The 18,328-nt window shown below is 59.7% G+C and carries 13 protein-coding genes and 1 pseudogene; 1 reads left to right on the top strand and 13 read right to left on the bottom strand.

Annotation, left to right across the window (positions count from 1 at the left end; translation table 11 throughout):
- Nucleotides 1-41: 41 nt before the first annotated feature.
- From F8N12_RS13030 to arcD (F8N12_RS12980), 11 genes are all read right to left on the bottom strand, one after another.
- Complete coding sequence (locus F8N12_RS13030; protein ID WP_003175786.1) at nt 42-254, bottom strand: cold-shock protein; 213 nt, start codon at nt 252-254, stop codon at nt 42-44.
- Nucleotides 255-653: 399 nt separating this feature from the next.
- Nucleotides 654-1,778, bottom strand: a complete 1,125-nt coding sequence (gene gcvT / locus F8N12_RS13025) for a glycine cleavage system aminomethyltransferase GcvT (protein WP_150580786.1) — start codon at nt 1,776-1,778, stop codon at nt 654-656.
- 43 nt (nt 1,779-1,821) lie between these two features.
- Complete coding sequence (locus tag F8N12_RS13020; protein WP_150580785.1) at nt 1,822-3,198, bottom strand: L-serine ammonia-lyase; 1,377 nt, start codon at nt 3,196-3,198, stop codon at nt 1,822-1,824.
- Between the two features lie 169 nt (nt 3,199-3,367).
- On the bottom strand, nt 3,368-6,232 hold the full coding sequence (gene gcvP / locus F8N12_RS13015) for an aminomethyl-transferring glycine dehydrogenase (protein WP_150580784.1): 2,865 nt from the start codon (nt 6,230-6,232) through the stop codon (nt 3,368-3,370).
- An 11-nt stretch (nt 6,233-6,243) separates the two neighbouring features.
- Entirely contained in the window at nt 6,244-6,627 is a 384-nt protein-coding gene (gene gcvH, locus F8N12_RS13010) for a glycine cleavage system protein GcvH (protein WP_150580783.1), read from the bottom strand.
- 445 nt (nt 6,628-7,072) lie between these two features.
- A complete protein-coding gene (locus F8N12_RS13005; RefSeq protein ID WP_150580782.1) occupies nt 7,073-8,581 on the bottom strand; it encodes a sigma-54-dependent transcriptional regulator in 1,509 nt (502 codons plus the stop codon).
- Between the two features lie 208 nt (nt 8,582-8,789).
- Nucleotides 8,790-9,152 (bottom strand): DUF5064 family protein, encoded by a 363-nt coding sequence (locus tag F8N12_RS13000; RefSeq protein WP_150580781.1) that lies wholly within the window; start codon nt 9,150-9,152, stop codon nt 8,790-8,792.
- 12 nt (nt 9,153-9,164) lie between these two features.
- The gene (arcC, locus tag F8N12_RS12995) at nt 9,165-10,094 is read right to left on the bottom strand and encodes a carbamate kinase (RefSeq protein ID WP_150580780.1); all 930 of its coding nucleotides are present in this window, start codon (nt 10,092-10,094) and stop codon (nt 9,165-9,167) included.
- A gap of 151 nt (nt 10,095-10,245) precedes the next feature.
- Complete coding sequence (locus tag F8N12_RS12990) at nt 10,246-11,256, bottom strand: ornithine carbamoyltransferase (protein WP_150580779.1); 1,011 nt, start codon at nt 11,254-11,256, stop codon at nt 10,246-10,248.
- A gap of 68 nt (nt 11,257-11,324) precedes the next feature.
- Nucleotides 11,325-12,581, bottom strand: a complete 1,257-nt coding sequence (gene arcA, locus F8N12_RS12985) for an arginine deiminase (RefSeq protein WP_150580778.1) — start codon at nt 12,579-12,581, stop codon at nt 11,325-11,327.
- Nucleotides 12,582-12,616: 35 nt separating this feature from the next.
- The gene (gene arcD / locus F8N12_RS12980) at nt 12,617-14,044 is read right to left on the bottom strand and encodes an arginine-ornithine antiporter (protein WP_150580777.1); all 1,428 of its coding nucleotides are present in this window, start codon (nt 14,042-14,044) and stop codon (nt 12,617-12,619) included.
- Between the two features lie 438 nt (nt 14,045-14,482).
- Between arcD (F8N12_RS12980) and arcD (F8N12_RS12975) the strand changes: the two genes are divergently transcribed.
- Entirely contained in the window at nt 14,483-15,904 is a 1,422-nt protein-coding gene (gene arcD, locus F8N12_RS12975) for an arginine-ornithine antiporter (protein ID WP_150580776.1), read from the top strand.
- Nucleotides 15,905-16,244: 340 nt separating this feature from the next.
- Here arcD (F8N12_RS12975) and F8N12_RS12970 read toward each other — a convergent pair whose 3' ends face one another.
- Both F8N12_RS12970 and F8N12_RS28270 read right to left on the bottom strand, forming a co-directional pair.
- A complete protein-coding gene (locus tag F8N12_RS12970; RefSeq protein ID WP_150580775.1) occupies nt 16,245-17,576 on the bottom strand; it encodes a CoA transferase in 1,332 nt (443 codons plus the stop codon).
- Nucleotides 17,577-17,781: 205 nt separating this feature from the next.
- Nucleotides 17,782-18,309 (bottom strand): annotated as a pseudogene (locus F8N12_RS28270) (methyl-accepting chemotaxis protein); the annotation flags it as partial.
- Between the last annotated feature and the right edge of the window lie 19 nt (nt 18,310-18,328).

Below are 18,328 nucleotides of genomic sequence, written 5' to 3'. Positions count from 1 at the left end.
GCCCCTGATGTCAGCATCAGGGGCTTTTTCGTTACAGAAGATTAAGCTTCTGCCTGAACCTCGTCAGCCTGCATGCCTTTCTGGCCTTGCACTGCAACGAAGGTCACCTTCTGGCCTTCTTTCAGGCTCTTGAAGCCGTTGCCCTGAATAGCGCGGAAATGCACGAACAGATCCGGCCCGCTTTCTGGAGTGATAAAACCAAAACCTTTCTCGTCGTTAAACCACTTGACGGTACCGCTCTGACGTTGGGACATTTCTTATTTCCTTTGACGCTAAATTAATGACAGCCTCTTTCTTGTGAAAGAGTACTGGGCTGGTTGCAGGAGAGTAAGAAGACGTCGAACGGGATGTAGCTAACTTGTAGGCTACTGCCCAGGTCACGATTCCAAGCGACCCATGCAAACACAGTGGACAAACTCTACGCCAACTTCAGGAGAAAAAACAAGCCCTGTGAGAGGCCCGGTTTTACTCACGTTGATGGCACTAGTCGGTTCCTTAGTTGCCGCTGTAGAGGTGTCTGTTCAATTGTTTTCGATCGTTATAACCACAGTTCATATTCGAAGCATGGATCGAACCAGTGCACCGTTTTATGGCAGTTGCGTTACACAGTAGTGCACTGTTAACGCAACCGCGTTACTTATAGAAACAGTCAATCAACCACGGAAGTAGCGCTGCGGCACAAATGGCATTTTGCTTACAAGCAGGGGTACTTTTTTTCCACGAACGATTGCCCACACCGGCGTATCCAGTGTGGTAAACGCGCTGTCCACATAGCCCATCGCCAAGGGGGCCCCCAAGGTTGGGCCAAAGCCGCCGCTGCAAACGCTGCCGATGATTTCACCGGCTTCGTTGACGATCTCTGCGCCTTCACGCACCGGCGTGCGCTCCTGAGGCAACAGGCCCACGCGCTTGCGGCGGACGCCGGCCTGCTGCTGCGCGAAAATGTTTTGCGCACCTGGGAATCCGCCGGCCCGCGCGCCATCCGCGCGACGAGGCTTGGAGATGGCCCACAGCAAGCTGGCTTCTATCGGCGAGGTCTCGGCATTCATGTCGTGCCCGTAGAGGCACAGGCCGGCTTCCAGGCGTAGAGAGTCGCGAGCGCCAAGGCCGATGGCTGCCACTTCAGTTTCGGCCAGCAGGGCGCGAGCCAGGGCTTCGGCCTTGGCCGCCGGTACAGAGATTTCGAAACCGTCTTCACCGGTGTAGCCCGAACGGCTGACAAAGCATTCGACACCCAGCAGTTCCACGCGGGTGAACTGCATGAAGGTCATCTTTGCCACTTCAGGCGCCAGACGTGCAAGGACGGCCACCGCCGCCGGCCCCTGCAGTGCCAGCAGCGCGCGCTCTTCGAACAGCGGTTCGATGGTGCATTGGTCGCCGATGTGTTGACGCAGGTGCGCGAGGTCCTGAGCCTTGCATGCCGCGTTGACCACCAGGAACAGTTCGTCATTACCGAGATTGGCGACCATCAGATCGTCGAGGATGCCGCCCGTTTCGTTGGTGAACATTGCGTAGCGCTGCATGCCGACCGGCAAATCGACGATGTCTACCGGCACCAGGGTTTCCAGGGCCTTGGCGGCGTCGGCACCGGTCAGACGAATTTGCCCCATGTGCGAAACGTCGAACAAGCCGGCCTGTTCACGGGTGTGCTGGTGCTCTTTCATCACGCCGAGCGGATATTGCACGGGCATGTCATAACCGGCAAACGGCACCATGCGGGCACCGAGTTCGATGTGCAGAGCGTGCAACGGGGTTTTCAACATTTGTTCGGTGGACATATCCAGCTCCTGAAAAAAAGTGTGCTCATGCAGCAAGCGCGCATCAGCACTCGATGATGTTGACCGCCAAACCGCCACGGGCGGTTTCCTTGTATTTGCTTTTCATGTCGGCGCCGGTCTGGCGCATGGTGCGGATGACCTTGTCGAGCGAGACGAAGTGCTGACCGTCGCCGCGCAGAGCCATGCGTACGGCATTGATTGCCTTGACCGAGCCCATGGCATTGCGCTCGATGCAAGGCACTTGCACCAGTCCGCCAATCGGATCGCAGGTCAGGCCGAGGTTGTGTTCCATGCCGATTTCCGCAGCGTTTTCCACTTGCTGTACGCTACCGCCGAGCACTTCGCACAGGGCGCCGGCCGCCATCGAGCAGGCGACGCCGACCTCGCCCTGACAACCGACTTCGGCGCCGGAGATCGAGGCGTTCTCCTTGTACAGAATGCCGATCGAGGCGGCGGTCAGAAGGAAACGCACGACACCGTCATCGTTCGCGCCGGGAATGAAGCGCATGTAGTAATGCAGCACCGCCGGGATGATCCCGGCCGCGCCATTGGTCGGCGCGGTGACGACGCGCCCACCGTTGGCATTTTCCTCGTTGACCGCCAAGGCGTAGAGGTTGACCCAGTCCAGCACCGACAGTGGATCGCGCAATGACGATTCCGGGTTCTTGCACAATTGCGCATGCAGCGCGGCCGCCCGGCGCTTGACCTTCAAGCCCCCAGGCAGGATCCCCTCGTTGCGGCAGCCTGCCGTGACGCAGTCCTGCATCACTTGCCAGATCTTCAGCAGGCCGGCGCGGGTTTCGGCTTCAGGGCGCCAGGCACTTTCGTTGGTCAACATCACTTGGCTGATCGACAAGCCGTAAGTGGTGCAGTGACCCAGCAGGTCCTTGGCGCTTTTGAACGGGAAGGTCAGTGGCGTCGCGTCTTCGACGATACGGTCGGCACCGGCCGCATCTTCATCGACCACAAAACCGCCGCCCACCGAATAGTACTCGCGACTGCGGATTTGCAATCCCGCCGCGTCGAACGCACGAAAAATCATGCCGTTGGGGTGGTAGGCCAACGGTTTGCGAATCATCGCCAAGTGTTCTTTTTCGTTGAACGCAATGCTGTGCTCGCCAAGCAGGTTCAGACGGCCGTTGCCGCGAATGTCCAGGAGACGCGCGGCGACGGTTTCGGTGTCCACCGTGTCCGGATGTTCGCCTTCCAGGCCGAGCAACACGGCCTTGTCGCTGCCGTGGCCTTTGCCGGTGGCGCCAAGAGAACCATAGAGTTCAACCTTGACCACAGCGGTCGCGGCCAGCAGGTTTTCCCGCCGCAGACCTTCGGCAAAGCGTGCCGCTGCGCGCATGGGGCCGACGGTGTGCGAGCTGGACGGACCGATGCCAATCTTGAACAGGTCGAACACGCTTAAAGCCATGGTTGTTCTCCGGTTTCTTGTTATGGACGCAGATTACACGGGGCATTTTGCAGGAGCTGCCGGAGGCTGCGATCTTTTGATCCTGCTTTTGAAATCAAGATCAAAAGATCGCAGCCTCGTTGCACTCGACAGCGCCTACGGAGGAGCGGTGTGCCGCTCCCTCAGAGGCTTAAGCGTAGCTTTCGATCGACGGGCAGGCGCACACCAGGTTGCGATCGCCAAACACGTTGTCGACACGACCGACCGGTGGCCAGTATTTGCCATCGATCAGTGAAGCAACCGGGTATACCGCTTGTTCGCGGGTATAGGGATGCGTCCACTCGCCAACGATTTCCGCTGCAGTGTGCGGGGCGTTTTTCAGCGGGTTGTCTTGCTTGTCCAGCGTGCCGTTTTCCACCGCGCGGATTTCTTCGCGGATGCGGACCATCGCGTCGCAGAAGCGGTCCAGTTCTTCCTTGGATTCGCTTTCGGTCGGCTCGATCATCAGGGTGCCAGCGACCGGGAACGACATGGTCGGCGCGTGGAAGCCGAAGTCGATCAGGCGTTTGGCGACGTCATCGACGCTGATGCCGCTGCTGTCTTTGAGCGGACGCAGATCAAGGATGCATTCGTGCGCAACCAGACCGTTGCTGCCGGTGTAGAGCACCGGGTAATGCTCTTCGAGGCGACGGGAAATGTAGTTGGCGTTGAGAATCGCCAATTGCGAAGCGCGTCTCAGACCCGCGCCGCCCATCATCCGAATGTACATCCAGGTGATCGGCAGAATGCTCGCGCTGCCGAACGGTGCCGCACACACTGCGCCTTCCTTGCGTTCCATGTGGGCGTGGCCCGGCAGGAACGGCGTCAGGTGCGATTTCACGCCGATCGGGCCGACGCCCGGGCCGCCACCACCGTGGGGGATGCAGAAGGTCTTGTGCAGATTCAGGTGCGAGACATCGCCGCCAAATTTGCCCGGCGCGCAGAGGCCGACCATCGCGTTCATGTTGGCGCCGTCGATGTATACCTGGCCGCCGTGGTCATGAATGATGCCGCAGATTTCGCGGATGCCTTCTTCGAACACGCCGTGGGTCGACGGGTAGGTGATCATCAGCGCGGCGAGGTGTTCGCGGTGCTCGATGGCCTTGGCGCGCAGGTCTTCGATGTCGACGTTGCCGCGCGCATCGCACGCGGTCACGACCACGCGCATACCGGCCATGTTGGCGGTTGCCGGGTTGGTGCCGTGGGCAGACGACGGGATCAGGCAGATGTCGCGACGGTCGTCGCCACGGCTCTGGTGGTAGGCACGGATTGCCAGCAGACCGGCGTACTCGCCTTGCGAACCGGCATTGGGTTGCAGCGAAATCGCGTCGTAACCGGTGGCGGCGCAGAGCATCGCTTCCAGTTCGTCGGTCAGTTGCTGGTAGCCAGCGCTTTGCTCAGCCGGGGCGAACGGGTGCAGGGCACCGAATTCAGCCCAGGTGACCGGGATCATTTCACTGGCGGCGTTGAGTTTCATGGTGCAGGAGCCGAGCGGGATCATGGTCCGATCCAGCGCCAGGTCCTTGTCGGCGAGCTTGCGCAGGTAGCGCATCAGCTCGGTTTCGGAATGATAACGGTTGAACACCGGGTGGCTGAGGATGGGCGATTGGCGAACCAGAGCGGCAGGGATGGTGCTGGCAACAGAAGCGGCAAGGGCGGCGAAGTCCGGCAGGGTTTTGCCCTCGGCCAGCAGGGCCCACAGGGTTTCCACGTCAGGTTGCGAGGTGGTTTCGTCCAGGGACAGGCCCAGACGTTCGGCATCCACGACGCGCAGGTTGATCTGCTGGGCGTGAGCCTTGTCGTGCAGCTTGGCGGTGTTGGCGCCAGTGTTCAGGGTCAGGGTGTCGAAGAAGCTTTCTTGCTCAACCTTCAAGCCCAGTGCGTTCAAGCCTTTGGCCAGAATCGCGGTCAGGTGATGCACGCGGTTGGCAATCTGCGTCAGGCCTTTCGGGCCGTGGTACACGGCGTACATGCTGGCGATGTTGGCCAACAGGACCTGGGCGGTGCAGATGTTCGACGTGGCTTTCTCACGGCGGATGTGTTGCTCGCGGGTCTGCATTGCCAGGCGCAGGGCCGGCTTGCCGAAACGGTCGACGGAAACACCGACCAGACGGCCGGGCATGTCGCGCTTGAACGCATCTTTGGTGGAGAAGTATGCTGCGTGCGGACCACCGAAGCCCAGCGGCACGCCGAAGCGTTGCGCGCTGCCAATGGCCACGTCGGCGCCGAATTCTCCCGGCGGGGTCAGCACGGTCAGTGCCAGCAGATCAGCGGCCACCGCGACCAGCGCGTTGGCGGCGTGGAAGCGTTCGGTCAGCTCGCGGTAATCGAATACATCGCCGTTGCTCGCCGGGTATTGCAGCAGGGCGCCGAAGAACGGCGTCACGTCAGTCAGTTCGCGTTCGTCGCCGACGACCACGTCGATACCCAGCGGCTCGGCGCGGGTGCGCAGCACGTCAAGGGTTTGCGGGTGGCAATGCACCGAAGCGAAAAACGCGTGGCTGCCTTTGTTCTTGCTCAGGCGTTTGCAGAAGGTCATGGCTTCGGCAGCGGCGGTAGCTTCGTCGAGCAGCGAGGCGTTGGCGATCGGCAGGCCGGTCAGATCGCTGATCAGGGTCTGGAAATTCAACAGCGCTTCGAGACGACCCTGGGAAATTTCTGGCTGATACGGCGTGTACGCGGTGTACCAGGCCGGATTTTCCAGCAGGTTGCGCAGGATTGGCGACGGCGTGTGAGTGCCGTAGTAGCCTTGTCCGATATAGGTTTTGAACAGCTGGTTCTTGGCGGCGATCCCTTTGATCATCGCCAGTGCATCGGCTTCGCTCAGGCCGTCGTCCATGCCCAGCACGCTCGTGCCTTTGATGCTCTCCGGAATGACGCTGGCGCTCAGGGCTTCCAGCGAGTCGAAACCGAGGCTGTTGAGCATCGCTTGCTCATCGCCTGCGCGCGGGCCGATGTGGCGCGCGATGAATTCGTTGGCGGTGCTAACGTTTACAGCAGGATTTACTTGAGTCATGTCAGCGCTCCTCAGGCTTCGGCGTTGGCTTTGATCAGACGGTCGTACGCGTCTTGATCGAGCAGTTTGGCTACCGCAGACGCATCGGATGGCTGGAAGCGGAAGAACCAACCTTCGCCCAGTGGGTCTTCGTTGACGAGTTCAGGGCTGCTGTCCAGTGCCGGGTTCACTTCCAGCACGTCGCCATCAAGCGGCATGTACACTCCGCTGGCGGCTTTTACCGATTCAACGGTGGCAGCCTCTGCGCCTTTGTCGTAGGACTGCAGCTCAGGCAGTTGTACGAAAACCACGTCGCCCAAGGCGTTCTGCGCGAAAGCGGTGATGCCGACGGTGACGGTGCCATCAGCTTCAGTGCGCAGCCATTCGTGATCTTCAGTAAAACGCAACTCGCTCATGGAAACTCCTAAGGGGCCAGACTCGTCTGGTGGACGCGATGAATGCTTGGGCTAGGCCCGGATTTATGGCGGATGAACTAGCAAGATCGCTGCCAAAGTCAGTTTTATCATGTGATTCAATGTGTTAGAGATTTTTAGCGAATCTTGATTTGCCCAGCTGTAGCGAAATCGCTACGCACTATGGGAGTGAAAAAAGCTTTGAGGGATCAAAGCCTTGCGCAAGCGAGGCCGAGGTGGGGTGTAGCGATATCGTTCCGCTGTAGCGCTTTCAGTACAGGTGGAGGTCGTTTTTGATGAGTTTCTCAGGCTGTGCACAGATCCTGTGCGAGCGAGGCTGCTCGCGATATCGATGTGTCAGCCATGCATGTGTTGACTGACATACCCCTATCGCGAGCAGGCTCGCTACCACAGGGTAAGTGCTGGCGTTGAGAGTGTATTTTCAGCCTTACGGCTTGTTGGAAATCCCGTACTTGCGCAGGCGATGGGCAATCGCGGTGTGCGAAGTCTGCAGGCGACTGGCCAATTGGCGGGTCGATGGATAACTGACGTAGAGTTTTTCCAGCAGGGTTTTTTCGAACGCTTCCACCGCCTGTTCCAGGCTGTCGATCTCGACGTCGTTCTGCCGCGCGACCGAGGTGCCGGCAATGTCGAGGTCGCCGATGTCCACCAGGCTGCTTTCGCAAATCGCCGCCGCCCGGAAAATCACGTTTTGCAGTTGCCGCACATTGCCCGGCCAGCGGTTGTCGAGCAGGGCAGGGTAGGTGCCCGGCGCCAGGCGACAGACCGGCCGCTGGATCTGCGCGCAGGCCTGCTGCATGAAATAGCGCGCGAGCAAGAGAATGTCCTGACCGCGTTCGCGCAACGGCGGAACTTCCACGTTAAGGACGTTGAGGCGGTAGAACAGGTCTTCGCGGAAGGTGCCCTCGCTGACCATTTTTTCCAGGTTGCGGTGGGTCGCGCTAAGTATTCGCACGTTGACCTTTACCTCACGATCACCGCCTACCCGGCGGAAGCTGCCGTCGTTGAGAAAGCGCAGCAATTTGGCCTGCAGGTACGGTGACATCTCACCGATCTCATCGAGAAACACCGTGCCTTGGTTGGCCAGTTCCATGAGCCCTGGCTTGCCCCCGCGTTGCGCACCGGTGAAGGCGCCGGGGGCGTAGCCGAACAGCTCGCTTTCGGCGAGGTTCTCCGGCAATGCCGCGCAGTTCAAAGCAAGGAACGGCGAACTGTGCCGCGCGCTGATCGCGTGGCAGGCGCGGGCAACCAGTTCTTTGCCAGTGCCGGTTTCGCCCTGGATCAACAGCGGCGCGTCGAGTGCGGCCACGCGTTGGGCGCGGGCCTTGAGCGTTCGAATCGCGGGGGACTCGCCGAGCAGCGCATCAAAGCCTTCGGCATGGTCATGGTGTAACGCCGAGAGGCGCTCGCCGATGCGGTTCGGTTGATACAGCGTGAGCAGCGCACCGGCATCGGTGATCGGCGTGGCATCGAGCAGCAGGGTCTGGCCGTTGACGGTGATCTCGCGCAGCGGCAGGCGGAAGCCGTTTTCCAGCAAGGCATCGAGCAGCGCCGGGTCGGCGAACAGCTCGGCGACGCTTTCACCGGCAGGTTCACGTCCGTACAGGGAAATCAGCGCCGGGTTCGCCAGCAAGACTTTGCCGGCACTGTCCACGGCCAGGACCGGGTCGGTCATAGCGGCCAGCAATGCATCGAGCTGCAAGTGCCGGCGCTGCCCGGGGAGGATGTCGACCACGGTCATCGCCTGCACGCCGCGCACGCTGAGCAACGCCTCACGCAACTCTTCGAGCACATCCGTGCTCAGGGTCGGTGCGTCGATATAGACGTTGGGCGGGACCATTTCCACTGCATCGAGATTGAGATTGCGCCCACCGAGCAAGGCCAGGACTTCCTGGGTAATGCCGACGCGGTCGATGAAGCTGACGTGGATACGCATGGGGCGGTTCGGGTTCTGGCGTGCGGAGGGTGGCAAGTATGCCTTGGGGCGGGTGAATGGTGAAATTTACGAGGATTTTCGTCACAACACAGGTCCCTGTGGGAGCGAGCCTGCTCGCGAAAGCGGTGTCTCAGACATGGAGATATCGACTGATAAAAGGCTTTCGCGAGCAGGCTCGCTCCCACAGGGGGAACGTGGTGAGTTCGGGTTATTCGAAATGCTCCAGATTCACCGGATCTCCGGATTGCATATTCAATTTCTGCCGGATGTCTTCGAACATCAAATCGTAATGCTTGTGCACTGATCCGATCTGGCTGTGTGCCTTCGGAATCCCGTACTGCTCGGCAATCCGGGTCACATCGCGAGCAAAGTTGTAAGCCTCTACCTTGGGCAGAAAGAAGGTCTCCGTCATGTCCTTTCCCTGCATGCTGCCATGCAGGGTGAACTGTATTCCTTTGCCGCCCTTGGGATCCGGCGCGACCTCATAGTCGAGGTGCACGTTGTAGCTGACATCATCAGGAGTCAGCGCATGACGCTCGATGTGCAAGTGACCGGGCTCGAACGTTGCCATTGACGTCTCTCCTTATAGATAGGTAATGCCAGGTTTCGCCGTGCTGATGCGCGTGCCGGCCGTGCCCTGGACGATTGCTTCGATGTCCGAGAGTGAACCGATCACGGCGGTTTTTCCAGTATGGCGGGCGAATTCGCAGGCGGCCTGAACCTTGGGTCCCATGGAGCCGGCAGCGAAGCCGAGTTTTTCCATTTCGTCCGGGTGCGCCTGGCCGATGGCTTTTTGCGTCGGTTTGCCGAAGTCGATGAAGGCCGCGTTGACGTCGGTGGCGATCACTAGCAAATCGCTGTCGAGCTGTTCGGCTAGCAGTGCCGAGCACAAATCCTTGTCGATGACCGCTTCGACACCTTGCAGCTTGCCGTGCGGACCGTACATCGTCGGGATGCCGCCGCCGCCGGCACAAATCACGATGCTGCCTTTTTCCAGCAGCCATTTGATCGGACGGATTTCGAAGATGCGTTTCGGTCTCGGGCTGGCCACCACGCGACGGAATTTATCGCCATCAGGGGCAATCGCCCAGCCTTTCTCGGCGGCGAGTTTCTCCGCTTCGGCTTTGCCGTACACCGGGCCGATCGGTTTGGTCGGGTTGTGGAAGGCCGGGTCGTTGGCATCGACTTCAACCTGAGTGAGCAAGGTGGCAAACGGCACTTCAAAATCCAGCAGATTGCCCAGTTCCTGTTCGATGATGTAGCCGATCATGCCTTCGGTTTCGGCGCCGAGCACGTCCAGCGGGTAAGGCGAAACGGAGGTGTAGGCGGCCGCCTGCAGCGACAGCAGCCCCACCTGTGGGCCATTGCCATGGGCGATGACCAGTTCGTTGCCGGCGTGGATCCGGGCGATCTGTTCGGTGGCGACGCGGATATTGGCGCGTTGATTGTCCGCAGTCATGGGTTCACCACGGCGGAGCAGGGCGTTACCGCCCAGGGCGACGACGATACGCATAATGCTGTCCTTCAGAAATGGGTACGGGCAACACAGTTCCTGTGGGAGCGTGGCTTGCCCGCGATGCAGACACCTCGGTGTATCAGGTACTCGGAAGGTGATCCTATCGCGGGCAAGCCACGCTCCCACAAAGAGCCAACCGCATTGATCCTCAGATATCCGCCAGCGCCGAGACCAGAATCGCCTTGATCGTGTGCATGCGGTTTTCCGCTTGCTCGAAGGCGATGTTGGCCGGCGATTCGAAGACTTCTTCCGTCACTTCAACGCCATTGGCCAGGTGCGGATAGCGCGCGGCGATGTCCTTGCCAACCTTGGTTTCACTGTTGTGAAACGCCGGCAGGCAGTGCATGAATTTCACCCGCGGGTTACCCGAGGCTTTCATCATGTCGGCGTTGACCTGATACGGCAGCAATTGCTCGATGCGCTCATCCCACGCTTCCACCGGCTCGCCCATCGACACCCAGATATCGGTGTGAATGAAGTCGACATCCTTGACCGCCGCTTTGGGATCTTCGGTGATGGTGATGCGAGCGCCGCTTTCTTCGGCGAAACCTTTGCACTGATCGATGAAATCCTGATGCGGCCATAGCGCCTTCGGTGCGGCGATGCGCACGTCCATGCCCAGTTTGGCGCCGATCATCAGCAAAGAATTGCCCATGTTGTAGCGCGCATCGCCCAGGTAGGCGTAGCTGATCTGATGCAGCGGCTTGTCGCTGTGCTCGCGCATGGTCAGGGTGTCGGCGATCATTTGCGTCGGATGGAATTCAGCGGTCAGACCGTTGAACACGGGCACGCCGGCAAACTTGGCCAGCTCCTCGACAATTTCCTGTGCGAAGCCACGGTATTCGATGGCGTCGAACATCCGCCCCAGTACGCGGGCAGTGTCCTTCATGCTTTCCTTGTGGCCGATCTGCGACGATACCGGGTCGATGTAGGTGACGTGGGCGCCCTGATCGTGGGCTGCGACCTCAAAAGCGCAACGGGTGCGGGTCGAGGTTTTTTCAAAGATCAGCGCGATGTTCTTGCCTTTCAGGTGTGGACGCTCGGTGCCGGTGTATTTGGCGCGTTTGAGGTCACGGGAAAGGTCCAGCAGGTAATTCAGCTCGCGGGTAGTGTGGTGCATCAGCGAGAGCAGGCTGCGGTTACGCATGTTAAAAGCCATTTTGGATCTCCTTGGGTTCGGTAATCCGCCTGCTTCACGCTTTATAAGCGCGCAGCAGGGCACCTGAATCAATAGTCGATAGGGTCGCGAATGATCGGGCAGGTCATGCAATGGCCGCCGCCACGACCGCGGCCGAGTTCACCGGCGCTGATGGTGATGACCTCCACGCCGGCCTTGCGCAGCAGGGTGTTGGTGTAGGTGTTGCGGTCATAACCGATCACTACGCCGGGCTCCACGGCCACCACGTTGTTGCCGTCGTCCCATTGCTCGCGTTCGGCGGCGAAGCTGTTGCCGCCGGTTTCCACGACGCGCAGCGCTTTGAGGTTGAGCGCGGCGGCCACCGTGTCAAGGAAGCTGGTTTCTTCGCGGCGAATGTCGATGCCGCCCTGTTTGCTTTCATCAGGGCGCAGGGTGAACGCGACGATCTGGTTGACCACTTCGGGGAAGATCGTCACCAGGTCGCGGTCGCAGAAACTGAACACGGTGTCCAGGTGCATCGCCGCCCGGGACTTCGGCAGGCCGGCAACGATCACCCGTTCTACGGCTTTGTTCTTGAACAGGTTAAGTGCCAGTTGGCCAATGGCCTGACGCGACGAACGTTCGCCCATACCGATCAACACCACGCCGTTGCCGATCGGCATCACGTCGCCGCCTTCAAGGGTGGAACTGCCGTGATCCTTGTCCGGGTCGCCGTACCAGATCTCGAACTCGGCGTTGGTGAACTGCGGGTGAAATTTGTAGATAGCGGTCGCCAGCAAGGTTTCCTGACGGCGTGCCGGCCAGTACATCGGGTTCAGCGTCACGCCACCGTAGATCCAGCAGGTAGTGTCGCGGGTGAACTGGGTGTTGGGCAGCGGCGGCAGGATGAAGCTGGAGTGGCCGAGGAAATCGCGGAACATCTGGATGGTCTTGCCGCCGAAACTGTCCGGCAAGTCATCGGCGGATACACCACCGATCAAGAATTCGGCGATGTGCCGCGGCTCGAGGCTGCGCAGCCAGGATTTTACTTCGCTGATCAGGCCCAGGCCCACCGAATCGGCGGTGACCTTGCGGTCCAGAATCCAGTCGAGCGCTTCAGGCATCGCGACGATGTCGGTCAGCAGGTTGTGCATTTCCAGTACGTCGATTCCGCGTTCACGCATTTTGGTGACGAAGTCGAAATGGTCACGCTTGGCCTGGGCCACCCACAGCACATCGTCGAACAGCAATTCGTCACAGTTGTTCGGGGTCAGCCGCTGGTGAGCCAGGCCGGGGGAGCAAACCATGACTTTGCGCAGTTTGCCGGCTTCGGAATGGACGCCGTACTTAGCTTTTTCCGTGGTCATTACAGTGATCCTCCAGGTGACAAATATTTCGGGTGTTACAGGGTCAGGAAGCCGTCATACAGTCCGTAGGCGGCCACCAGGGCGCCCGCGACGACGGCTGCGAAAATCAGCTTCTCGACGTTGGTGAAAACCGGTTTGTTGACTTCAAGCTTTGCCTTGGCGAACAGGATTGCGCCGGGGGCATAGAGCAGGGCGGAGAGCAGCAGGTATTTGACGCCGCCGGCATAGATCAGCCAGACCGCGTAGATCAACGCGACTGCGCCAATGAACAGGTCTTTGCGGCGTTCGGCCGCGGCGTTTTCATAGCTCTCGCCGCGCACCGCCAGCAGCAGCGCGTAAGCCGCCGACCACAGGTACGGCACCAGAATCATCGACGTGGCGAGGTAGATCAGCGACAGGTAAGTGCTGGCGGAAAACAGAGTGATGATCAGGAACAGCTGCACCATCGCATTGGTCAGCCACAAGGCGTTGACCGGCACATGATTGGCGTTTTCCTTGCGCAGGAACGCCGGCATGGTGTGGTCCTTGGCGGCAGCGAACATGATCTCCGCACACAGCAACACCCACGACAGCAGCGCACCCAGCAAGGAAATGATCAGACCGACGCTGATCAGCGCCGCGCCCCACGGACCGACGATATGCTCTAGTACGGCGGCCATCGACGGGTTCTGCAGTTTGGCCAGTTCCGGTTGGGTCATGATGCCCAGGGACAGCACGTTCACCAGCACCAGAAACAGCAGCACGGTGATGAAACCGATCACGGTGGCCTTGCCGACGTCGCTGCGTTTTTCCGCGCGGGCCGAGAAGATGCTCGCGCCTTCGATGCCGATGAACACCCAAACGGTGACCAGCATCATGTTGCGCACCTGGTTCATCACGCTACCCAGGTCCGGATTCTTCACACCCCAGATATCAGCGGTGAAGATTTCCAGTTTGAACGCGAAAATCGCGATCAGAACGAACAGCACCAGCGGCACGATCTTGGCGACCGTGGTCACCAGGTTGATGAACGCCGCTTCCTTGATCCCGCGCAGCACAAGGAAGTGCACGGCCCACAGCAGCACCGAAGCGCCAATCACGGCAGCGACCGTATTGCCTTCGCCAAAAACCGGAAAGAAGTAACCTAACGTACTGAACAACAGCACGAAGTAGCCGACGTTGCCCAGCCAGGCACTGATCCAGTAACCCCACGCTGACGAGAACCCCATGTAATCGCCAAACCCTGCCTTGGCGTAGGCATAGACCCCGCCATCCAGATCGGGCTTGCGATTGGCCAGGGTCTGGAACACAAACGCCAGGGTCAGCATGCCAACCGCAGTGATGGCCCAGCCGATCAGCACGGCGCCGACGTCGGCACTGGCGGCCATGTTTTGCGGCAAAGAGAAAATACCGCCGCCAATCATAGAACCGACCACCAGCGCGACCAATGCACCGAGTTTCAGTTTTCCAGGGGATTCAGACATTGCATGACTCCGTGCAGGAGAAGAGAGACAACAGAATAATTCTGTTAGCTAATCAATCAGCTGACATAGATCAGTGCATGGGCACATTCCATTGTTAATGAAAGACTTATAAATTTTGATCGAGCATGACGCTATTGCCGAAACGTCTTTTCCAGAGGCCTCGCCTGATCAGACAGGAATACGTCGTATTGCTCGGATTATTTACGCTAGTTGGTTTTGCGCTTTACGCAAATTTTTACCGATGCCCGATGGGTGAGATAAGTTATTTACGGGCGAGTTAAGCTGTTATTACTGCGGATCGTCATAGAATCATCGGCTATAAATAAAATTCGGATTGCGTATTACCAGAAAAGGTTATTTGTTTCTGATGCTTTAGTTAGATTCATTTATATGACAGTTATTGCGGCGCGGGTCGCACAAAAAAAAGGAAACGCCGACATGCCTACGCAGAAACTGAAGTTGAGCGCGCTGATCGCCCTGGTGGTGGGGTCGATGATCGGCGGCGGGATCTTTTCCCTGCCGCAGAACATGGCCGCCCGCGCCGACGTCGGAGCGATATTGATCGGCTGGGCGATCACGGCGGTGGGCATGCTGAGTCTGGCGTTTGTATTCCAGACTTTGGCCAACCGCAAACCCGAGCTGGACTCTGGTGTTTATGCTTACGCCAAGGCCGGGTTCGGCGACTACATGGGTTTTTCGTCGGCGTGGGGCTACTGGATCAGCGCCTGGCTGGGCAATGTCGGCTATTTCGTGCTGCTATTTAGCACGCTCGGGTATTTCTTCCCGGTCTTTGGCCAAGGCAACACACCGGTCGCCATCGGCTGTGCTTCCGTGTTGCTGTGGGCTGTGCATTTTCTGGTGATGCGCGGGATCAAGGAAGCGGCGTTCATCAATCAGGTCACCACCGTGGCCAAGATAGTGCCGCTGATCATGTTCATCGTGATCGCTGCCGTAGCCTTCAAGGCCGACATTTTTACCCGCGACATCTGGGGTCGCAGCAATCCGGATTTTGGCAGCGTGATGGAGCAGGTGCGCCATATGATGCTGGTCACGGTATTCGTGTTTATCGGTATCGAAGGTGCGAGCATCTATTCGGCCCGGGCGGAAAAACGCAGCGATGTCGGCCGGGCGACGGTGATCGGTTTTCTCGGGGTGCTGGCGCTGCTGGTGTTGGTCAATGTGTTGTCGTTAGGGATCATGAGTCAACCAGATCTGGCGAACTTGCAGAACCCGTCACTGGCCGGCGTGCTGGAGCATATCGTCGGGCCCTGGGGCGCTTTGCTGATCAGCATCGGCCTGGCCATTTCGTTGCTCGGTGCATTGTTGTCATGGGCCTTGCTGTGTGCGGAAATTCTTTTTGCCACGGCGAAGGACAAGACCATGCCGGCGTTCCTGACCAGGGAAAACGCCAATCATGTGCCGGTCAATGCGTTGTGGCTGACCAATGTGATGATCCAGATCTTCCTGTTGATCACACTGTTTTCCGCAGGCACCTACACCAGTTTGATCTACCTGGCTTCGTCGATGATTTTGGTGCCGTATTTGTGGTCGGCGGCGTATGCGGTGCTCTTGAGCGGTCGCGGCGAAACCTATGAGCGTGCTTCAGCGGAACGCAGCAAGGACCTGATGATTGGCGGCATTGCCCTCGTTTATGCGGTGTGGCTACTGTATGCCGGCGGGGTGAAATATCTGTTGCTGTCGGCGTTGTTGTACGCGCCTGGGGTGATTCTATTCGCCAAGGCCAAACGGGAGCAGGGCATGCCGCTGTTCACCCGGGTCGAAAAGGGAATTTTCACTTGCGTGCTTGCGGGCGCGGGGTTGGCGGCTTATGGGTTGTACAGCGGGTTGTTGACGTTGTGAGCGACTGATCCAGAACTTGTGTCTGCAATGCGGGCCTCTTCGCGGGCAAGCCACGCTCCCACAGGTTTGCGCAACACCTGGGATATGAGTTGGCACTGCTGACGTCTTCGCGGGCAAGCCACGCTCCCACAGGTTTGCGCAACACCTGGGATATGAGTTGGCACTGCTGACGTCTTCGCGGGCAAGCCACGCTCCCACAGGTTTGCGCAACATCTGGGATATGAGTTGGCAATGCTGACGTCTTCGCGGGCAAGTCGGGTCGCCGCACAGCGACCAAGTGGCTGCGGTTGAATTCGGTCAACTGTGGGAGCCGGGCTTGCCCGCGAAGGCGGCATATGAGTCACCACCATTGCGGGCGATGGGAACCCAATTCACAGGATGCAAGTGTCCACTGCCAGGGTGTTCCACTGATTTTCAGCGGCACATTCAAGCGATGCGCCGGCCCCCAGGGCGTCTGCTCGACGAGAACGCCTTGATCGTGTTCATCTTCGGGCCGCAGTGGCTCTGCAGTCCCGGTGCCGCCATCGATCAGTAGCTTCGCCATGCGCGCCAGAGACAGGCGCGCCGAGCCGCCGCTGCCCAATAACCGGACCGCCGCAGCTGCCATCAAATAGCCGGTGGCGTGGTCAAGCGCCTGCAAGGGCAACGGCGTTGGCTTGTCAGCCTTTTGCCTCTGCATGCCCGCGTCTGCGATGCCGCTGCTCATCTGCACCAGGCTGTCGAAGCCGCGCCGGTGCCGCCACGGGCCGCTCCAGCCGTAGGCGTTAAGGCACACGTCGATCAAGCCTGGCGCCAGTTTTCGCCGTTCCGCGAGGCCATAGCCCAGACGCTCAAGGGCATCGGCGCGGTAACCGTGAAGCAGAATGTCAGCGCCGCTGAGCAGGCTTTCAAACACTGCCCGATCTGCACAATGATGTAAATCAAGGCGCGCACAGCGTTTGCCCAAGGTGACTTCGGGCACCACGCCGGGTTCATTCCAGCTGGGGGGATCGATGCGCAAAACGTCCGCGCCCAGCCCCGCAAGAAAACGACTGGCGATCGGGCCGGCAAGCACCCGGGTCAAATCCAGAACCCGAATCCCGGTGAGCGGTTGCGCCACCGAGCCTCGCCACGGCTTACTTTCCTTACCGTCATTGCCGGCGAACTGAACCAACGACTCGGCATTCACCGCCAATCCTTGGGGATGTGCCTGCCACTGGGCCCAGGTGCGCATTTCTGCCGCGCAACCGCCCGCCGCGATCACGGCATCCTCCAGCTCGGTTTTGCCCCATTGCGCCACTCTGGCTGCCATGGCCGAGCGATCCGTACACGCACCCAATACGTGTTCGGCTGCCGCGCGGTGATGAGGCGCATTGGTGTGCAGGCGAATCCAGCCGTCCTTGGTCGCGTAGTCGCCGGCGATCGGATCCCACAGGGGCGGCACCGTCCAACCTACAGGGCGGATCGACGAGGCGAACCAGAACGAGGCGAGTCGGCGGTCGACTTCCAGGCAGGGCAAGCGTCCGGTGTGCTGGTGCAGCCATTCACTGACTGCCTGGCCGGCGACGGCGATGCTGGCGCAGGCGAGGTCGGTCACGGCAAACGCAGAGGGCAGCGCGCCGCTCGAGGTGAAAGCAATCGTTGTGTGCGGCAAGCCGAGCGCGGCTTGAATGGACGTGAGTAAACCAGTCATCGAAGGCCCTCCAGAACGAGTGCCCGAGCTTAGAACAAAAAAACTGCCGCCGGAGGAAATCCCCTAGGCGCGAGGTTTGTGGCGAGGGGGCTTGCCCCCGTCGGAGTGCGAAGCGCTCCCGGAATTTACGACAGCTTCGCGGCCGGAACGGGGGCAAGCCCCCTCGCCACAAGAGCTCGTTCCCACGGGGATTGGTGCTGGATCGTTAAACGCGAAATTGGTCCATCAATTTCATCTGCTGATTCGCCAGTGCATTGAGGTGGCTGCTGATCTGCGCCGATTCGGTCGCCTGCCCGGTCAGGGTTTCAGTAACCGTGCGGATTGCCGAAACGTTGCGGTTGACCTCTTCGGCCACCGCACTTTGCTGTTCGGCGGCGCTGGCGATCTGCAGGTTCATGTCGCTGATCACCGTGACCGCGTCGCTGATTTTGCTCAACGCCTGCACCGCTTGCTGAATTTGTCCGGCGTTGCTGTGTGCCTGGGTCTGGCTCGAATGCATGGTCGCGACCACGCCGCGCGTGCCGGTCTGGATGCGTTCGATGACGATGCGGATCTCTTCCACCGAATCCTGTGTGCGCTTGGCGAGATTGCGCACCTCATCGGCGACCACCGCAAAACCGCGACCGCTTTCACCGGCCCGAGCTGCTTCGATTGCTGCGTTGAGCGCGAGCAGGTTGGTTTGCTCGGCGATGCTGCGGATCACTTCCAGCACCGAGCCAATCTGCTCGCTGTTGACCGCCAACGCTTCGACT

The organism is Pseudomonas fluorescens, assembly GCF_902497625.1.
Lineage (GTDB): Bacteria > Pseudomonadota > Gammaproteobacteria > Pseudomonadales > Pseudomonadaceae > Aquipseudomonas > Aquipseudomonas fluorescens_BQ.
Note: the sequence above shows the minus strand (reverse complement) of the source record. Positions and strands in the feature narration are given on the sequence as shown.

Bases quoted from the DNA above. Each gene is read 5' to 3' on its own strand.
- F8N12_RS13030 (WP_003175786.1), bottom strand. From the start codon at position 254: ATGTCCCAACGTCAGAGCGGTACCGTCAAGTGGTTTAACGACGAGAAA.
- gcvT (WP_150580786.1), bottom strand. From the start codon at position 1,778: ATGTCCACCGAACAAATGTTGAAAACCCCGTTGCACGCTCTGCACATC.
- F8N12_RS13020 (WP_150580785.1), bottom strand. From the start codon at position 3,198: ATGGCTTTAAGCGTGTTCGACCTGTTCAAGATTGGCATCGGTCCGTCC.
- gcvP (WP_150580784.1), bottom strand. From the start codon at position 6,232: ATGACTCAAGTAAATCCTGCTGTAAACGTTAGCACCGCCAACGAATTC.
- gcvH (WP_150580783.1), bottom strand. From the start codon at position 6,627: ATGAGCGAGTTGCGTTTTACTGAAGATCACGAATGGCTGCGCACTGAA.
- F8N12_RS13005 (WP_150580782.1), bottom strand. From the start codon at position 8,581: ATGCGTATCCACGTCAGCTTCATCGACCGCGTCGGCATTACCCAGGAA.
- F8N12_RS13000 (WP_150580781.1), bottom strand. From the start codon at position 9,152: ATGGCAACGTTCGAGCCCGGTCACTTGCACATCGAGCGTCATGCGCTG.
- arcC (WP_150580780.1), bottom strand. From the start codon at position 10,094: ATGCGTATCGTCGTCGCCCTGGGCGGTAACGCCCTGCTCCGCCGTGGT.
- F8N12_RS12990 (WP_150580779.1), bottom strand. From the start codon at position 11,256: ATGGCTTTTAACATGCGTAACCGCAGCCTGCTCTCGCTGATGCACCAC.
- arcA (WP_150580778.1), bottom strand. From the start codon at position 12,581: ATGACCACGGAAAAAGCTAAGTACGGCGTCCATTCCGAAGCCGGCAAA.
- arcD (WP_150580777.1), bottom strand. From the start codon at position 14,044: ATGTCTGAATCCCCTGGAAAACTGAAACTCGGTGCATTGGTCGCGCTG.
- arcD (WP_150580776.1), top strand. From the start codon at position 14,483: ATGCCTACGCAGAAACTGAAGTTGAGCGCGCTGATCGCCCTGGTGGTG.
- F8N12_RS12970 (WP_150580775.1), bottom strand. From the start codon at position 17,576: ATGACTGGTTTACTCACGTCCATTCAAGCCGCGCTCGGCTTGCCGCAC.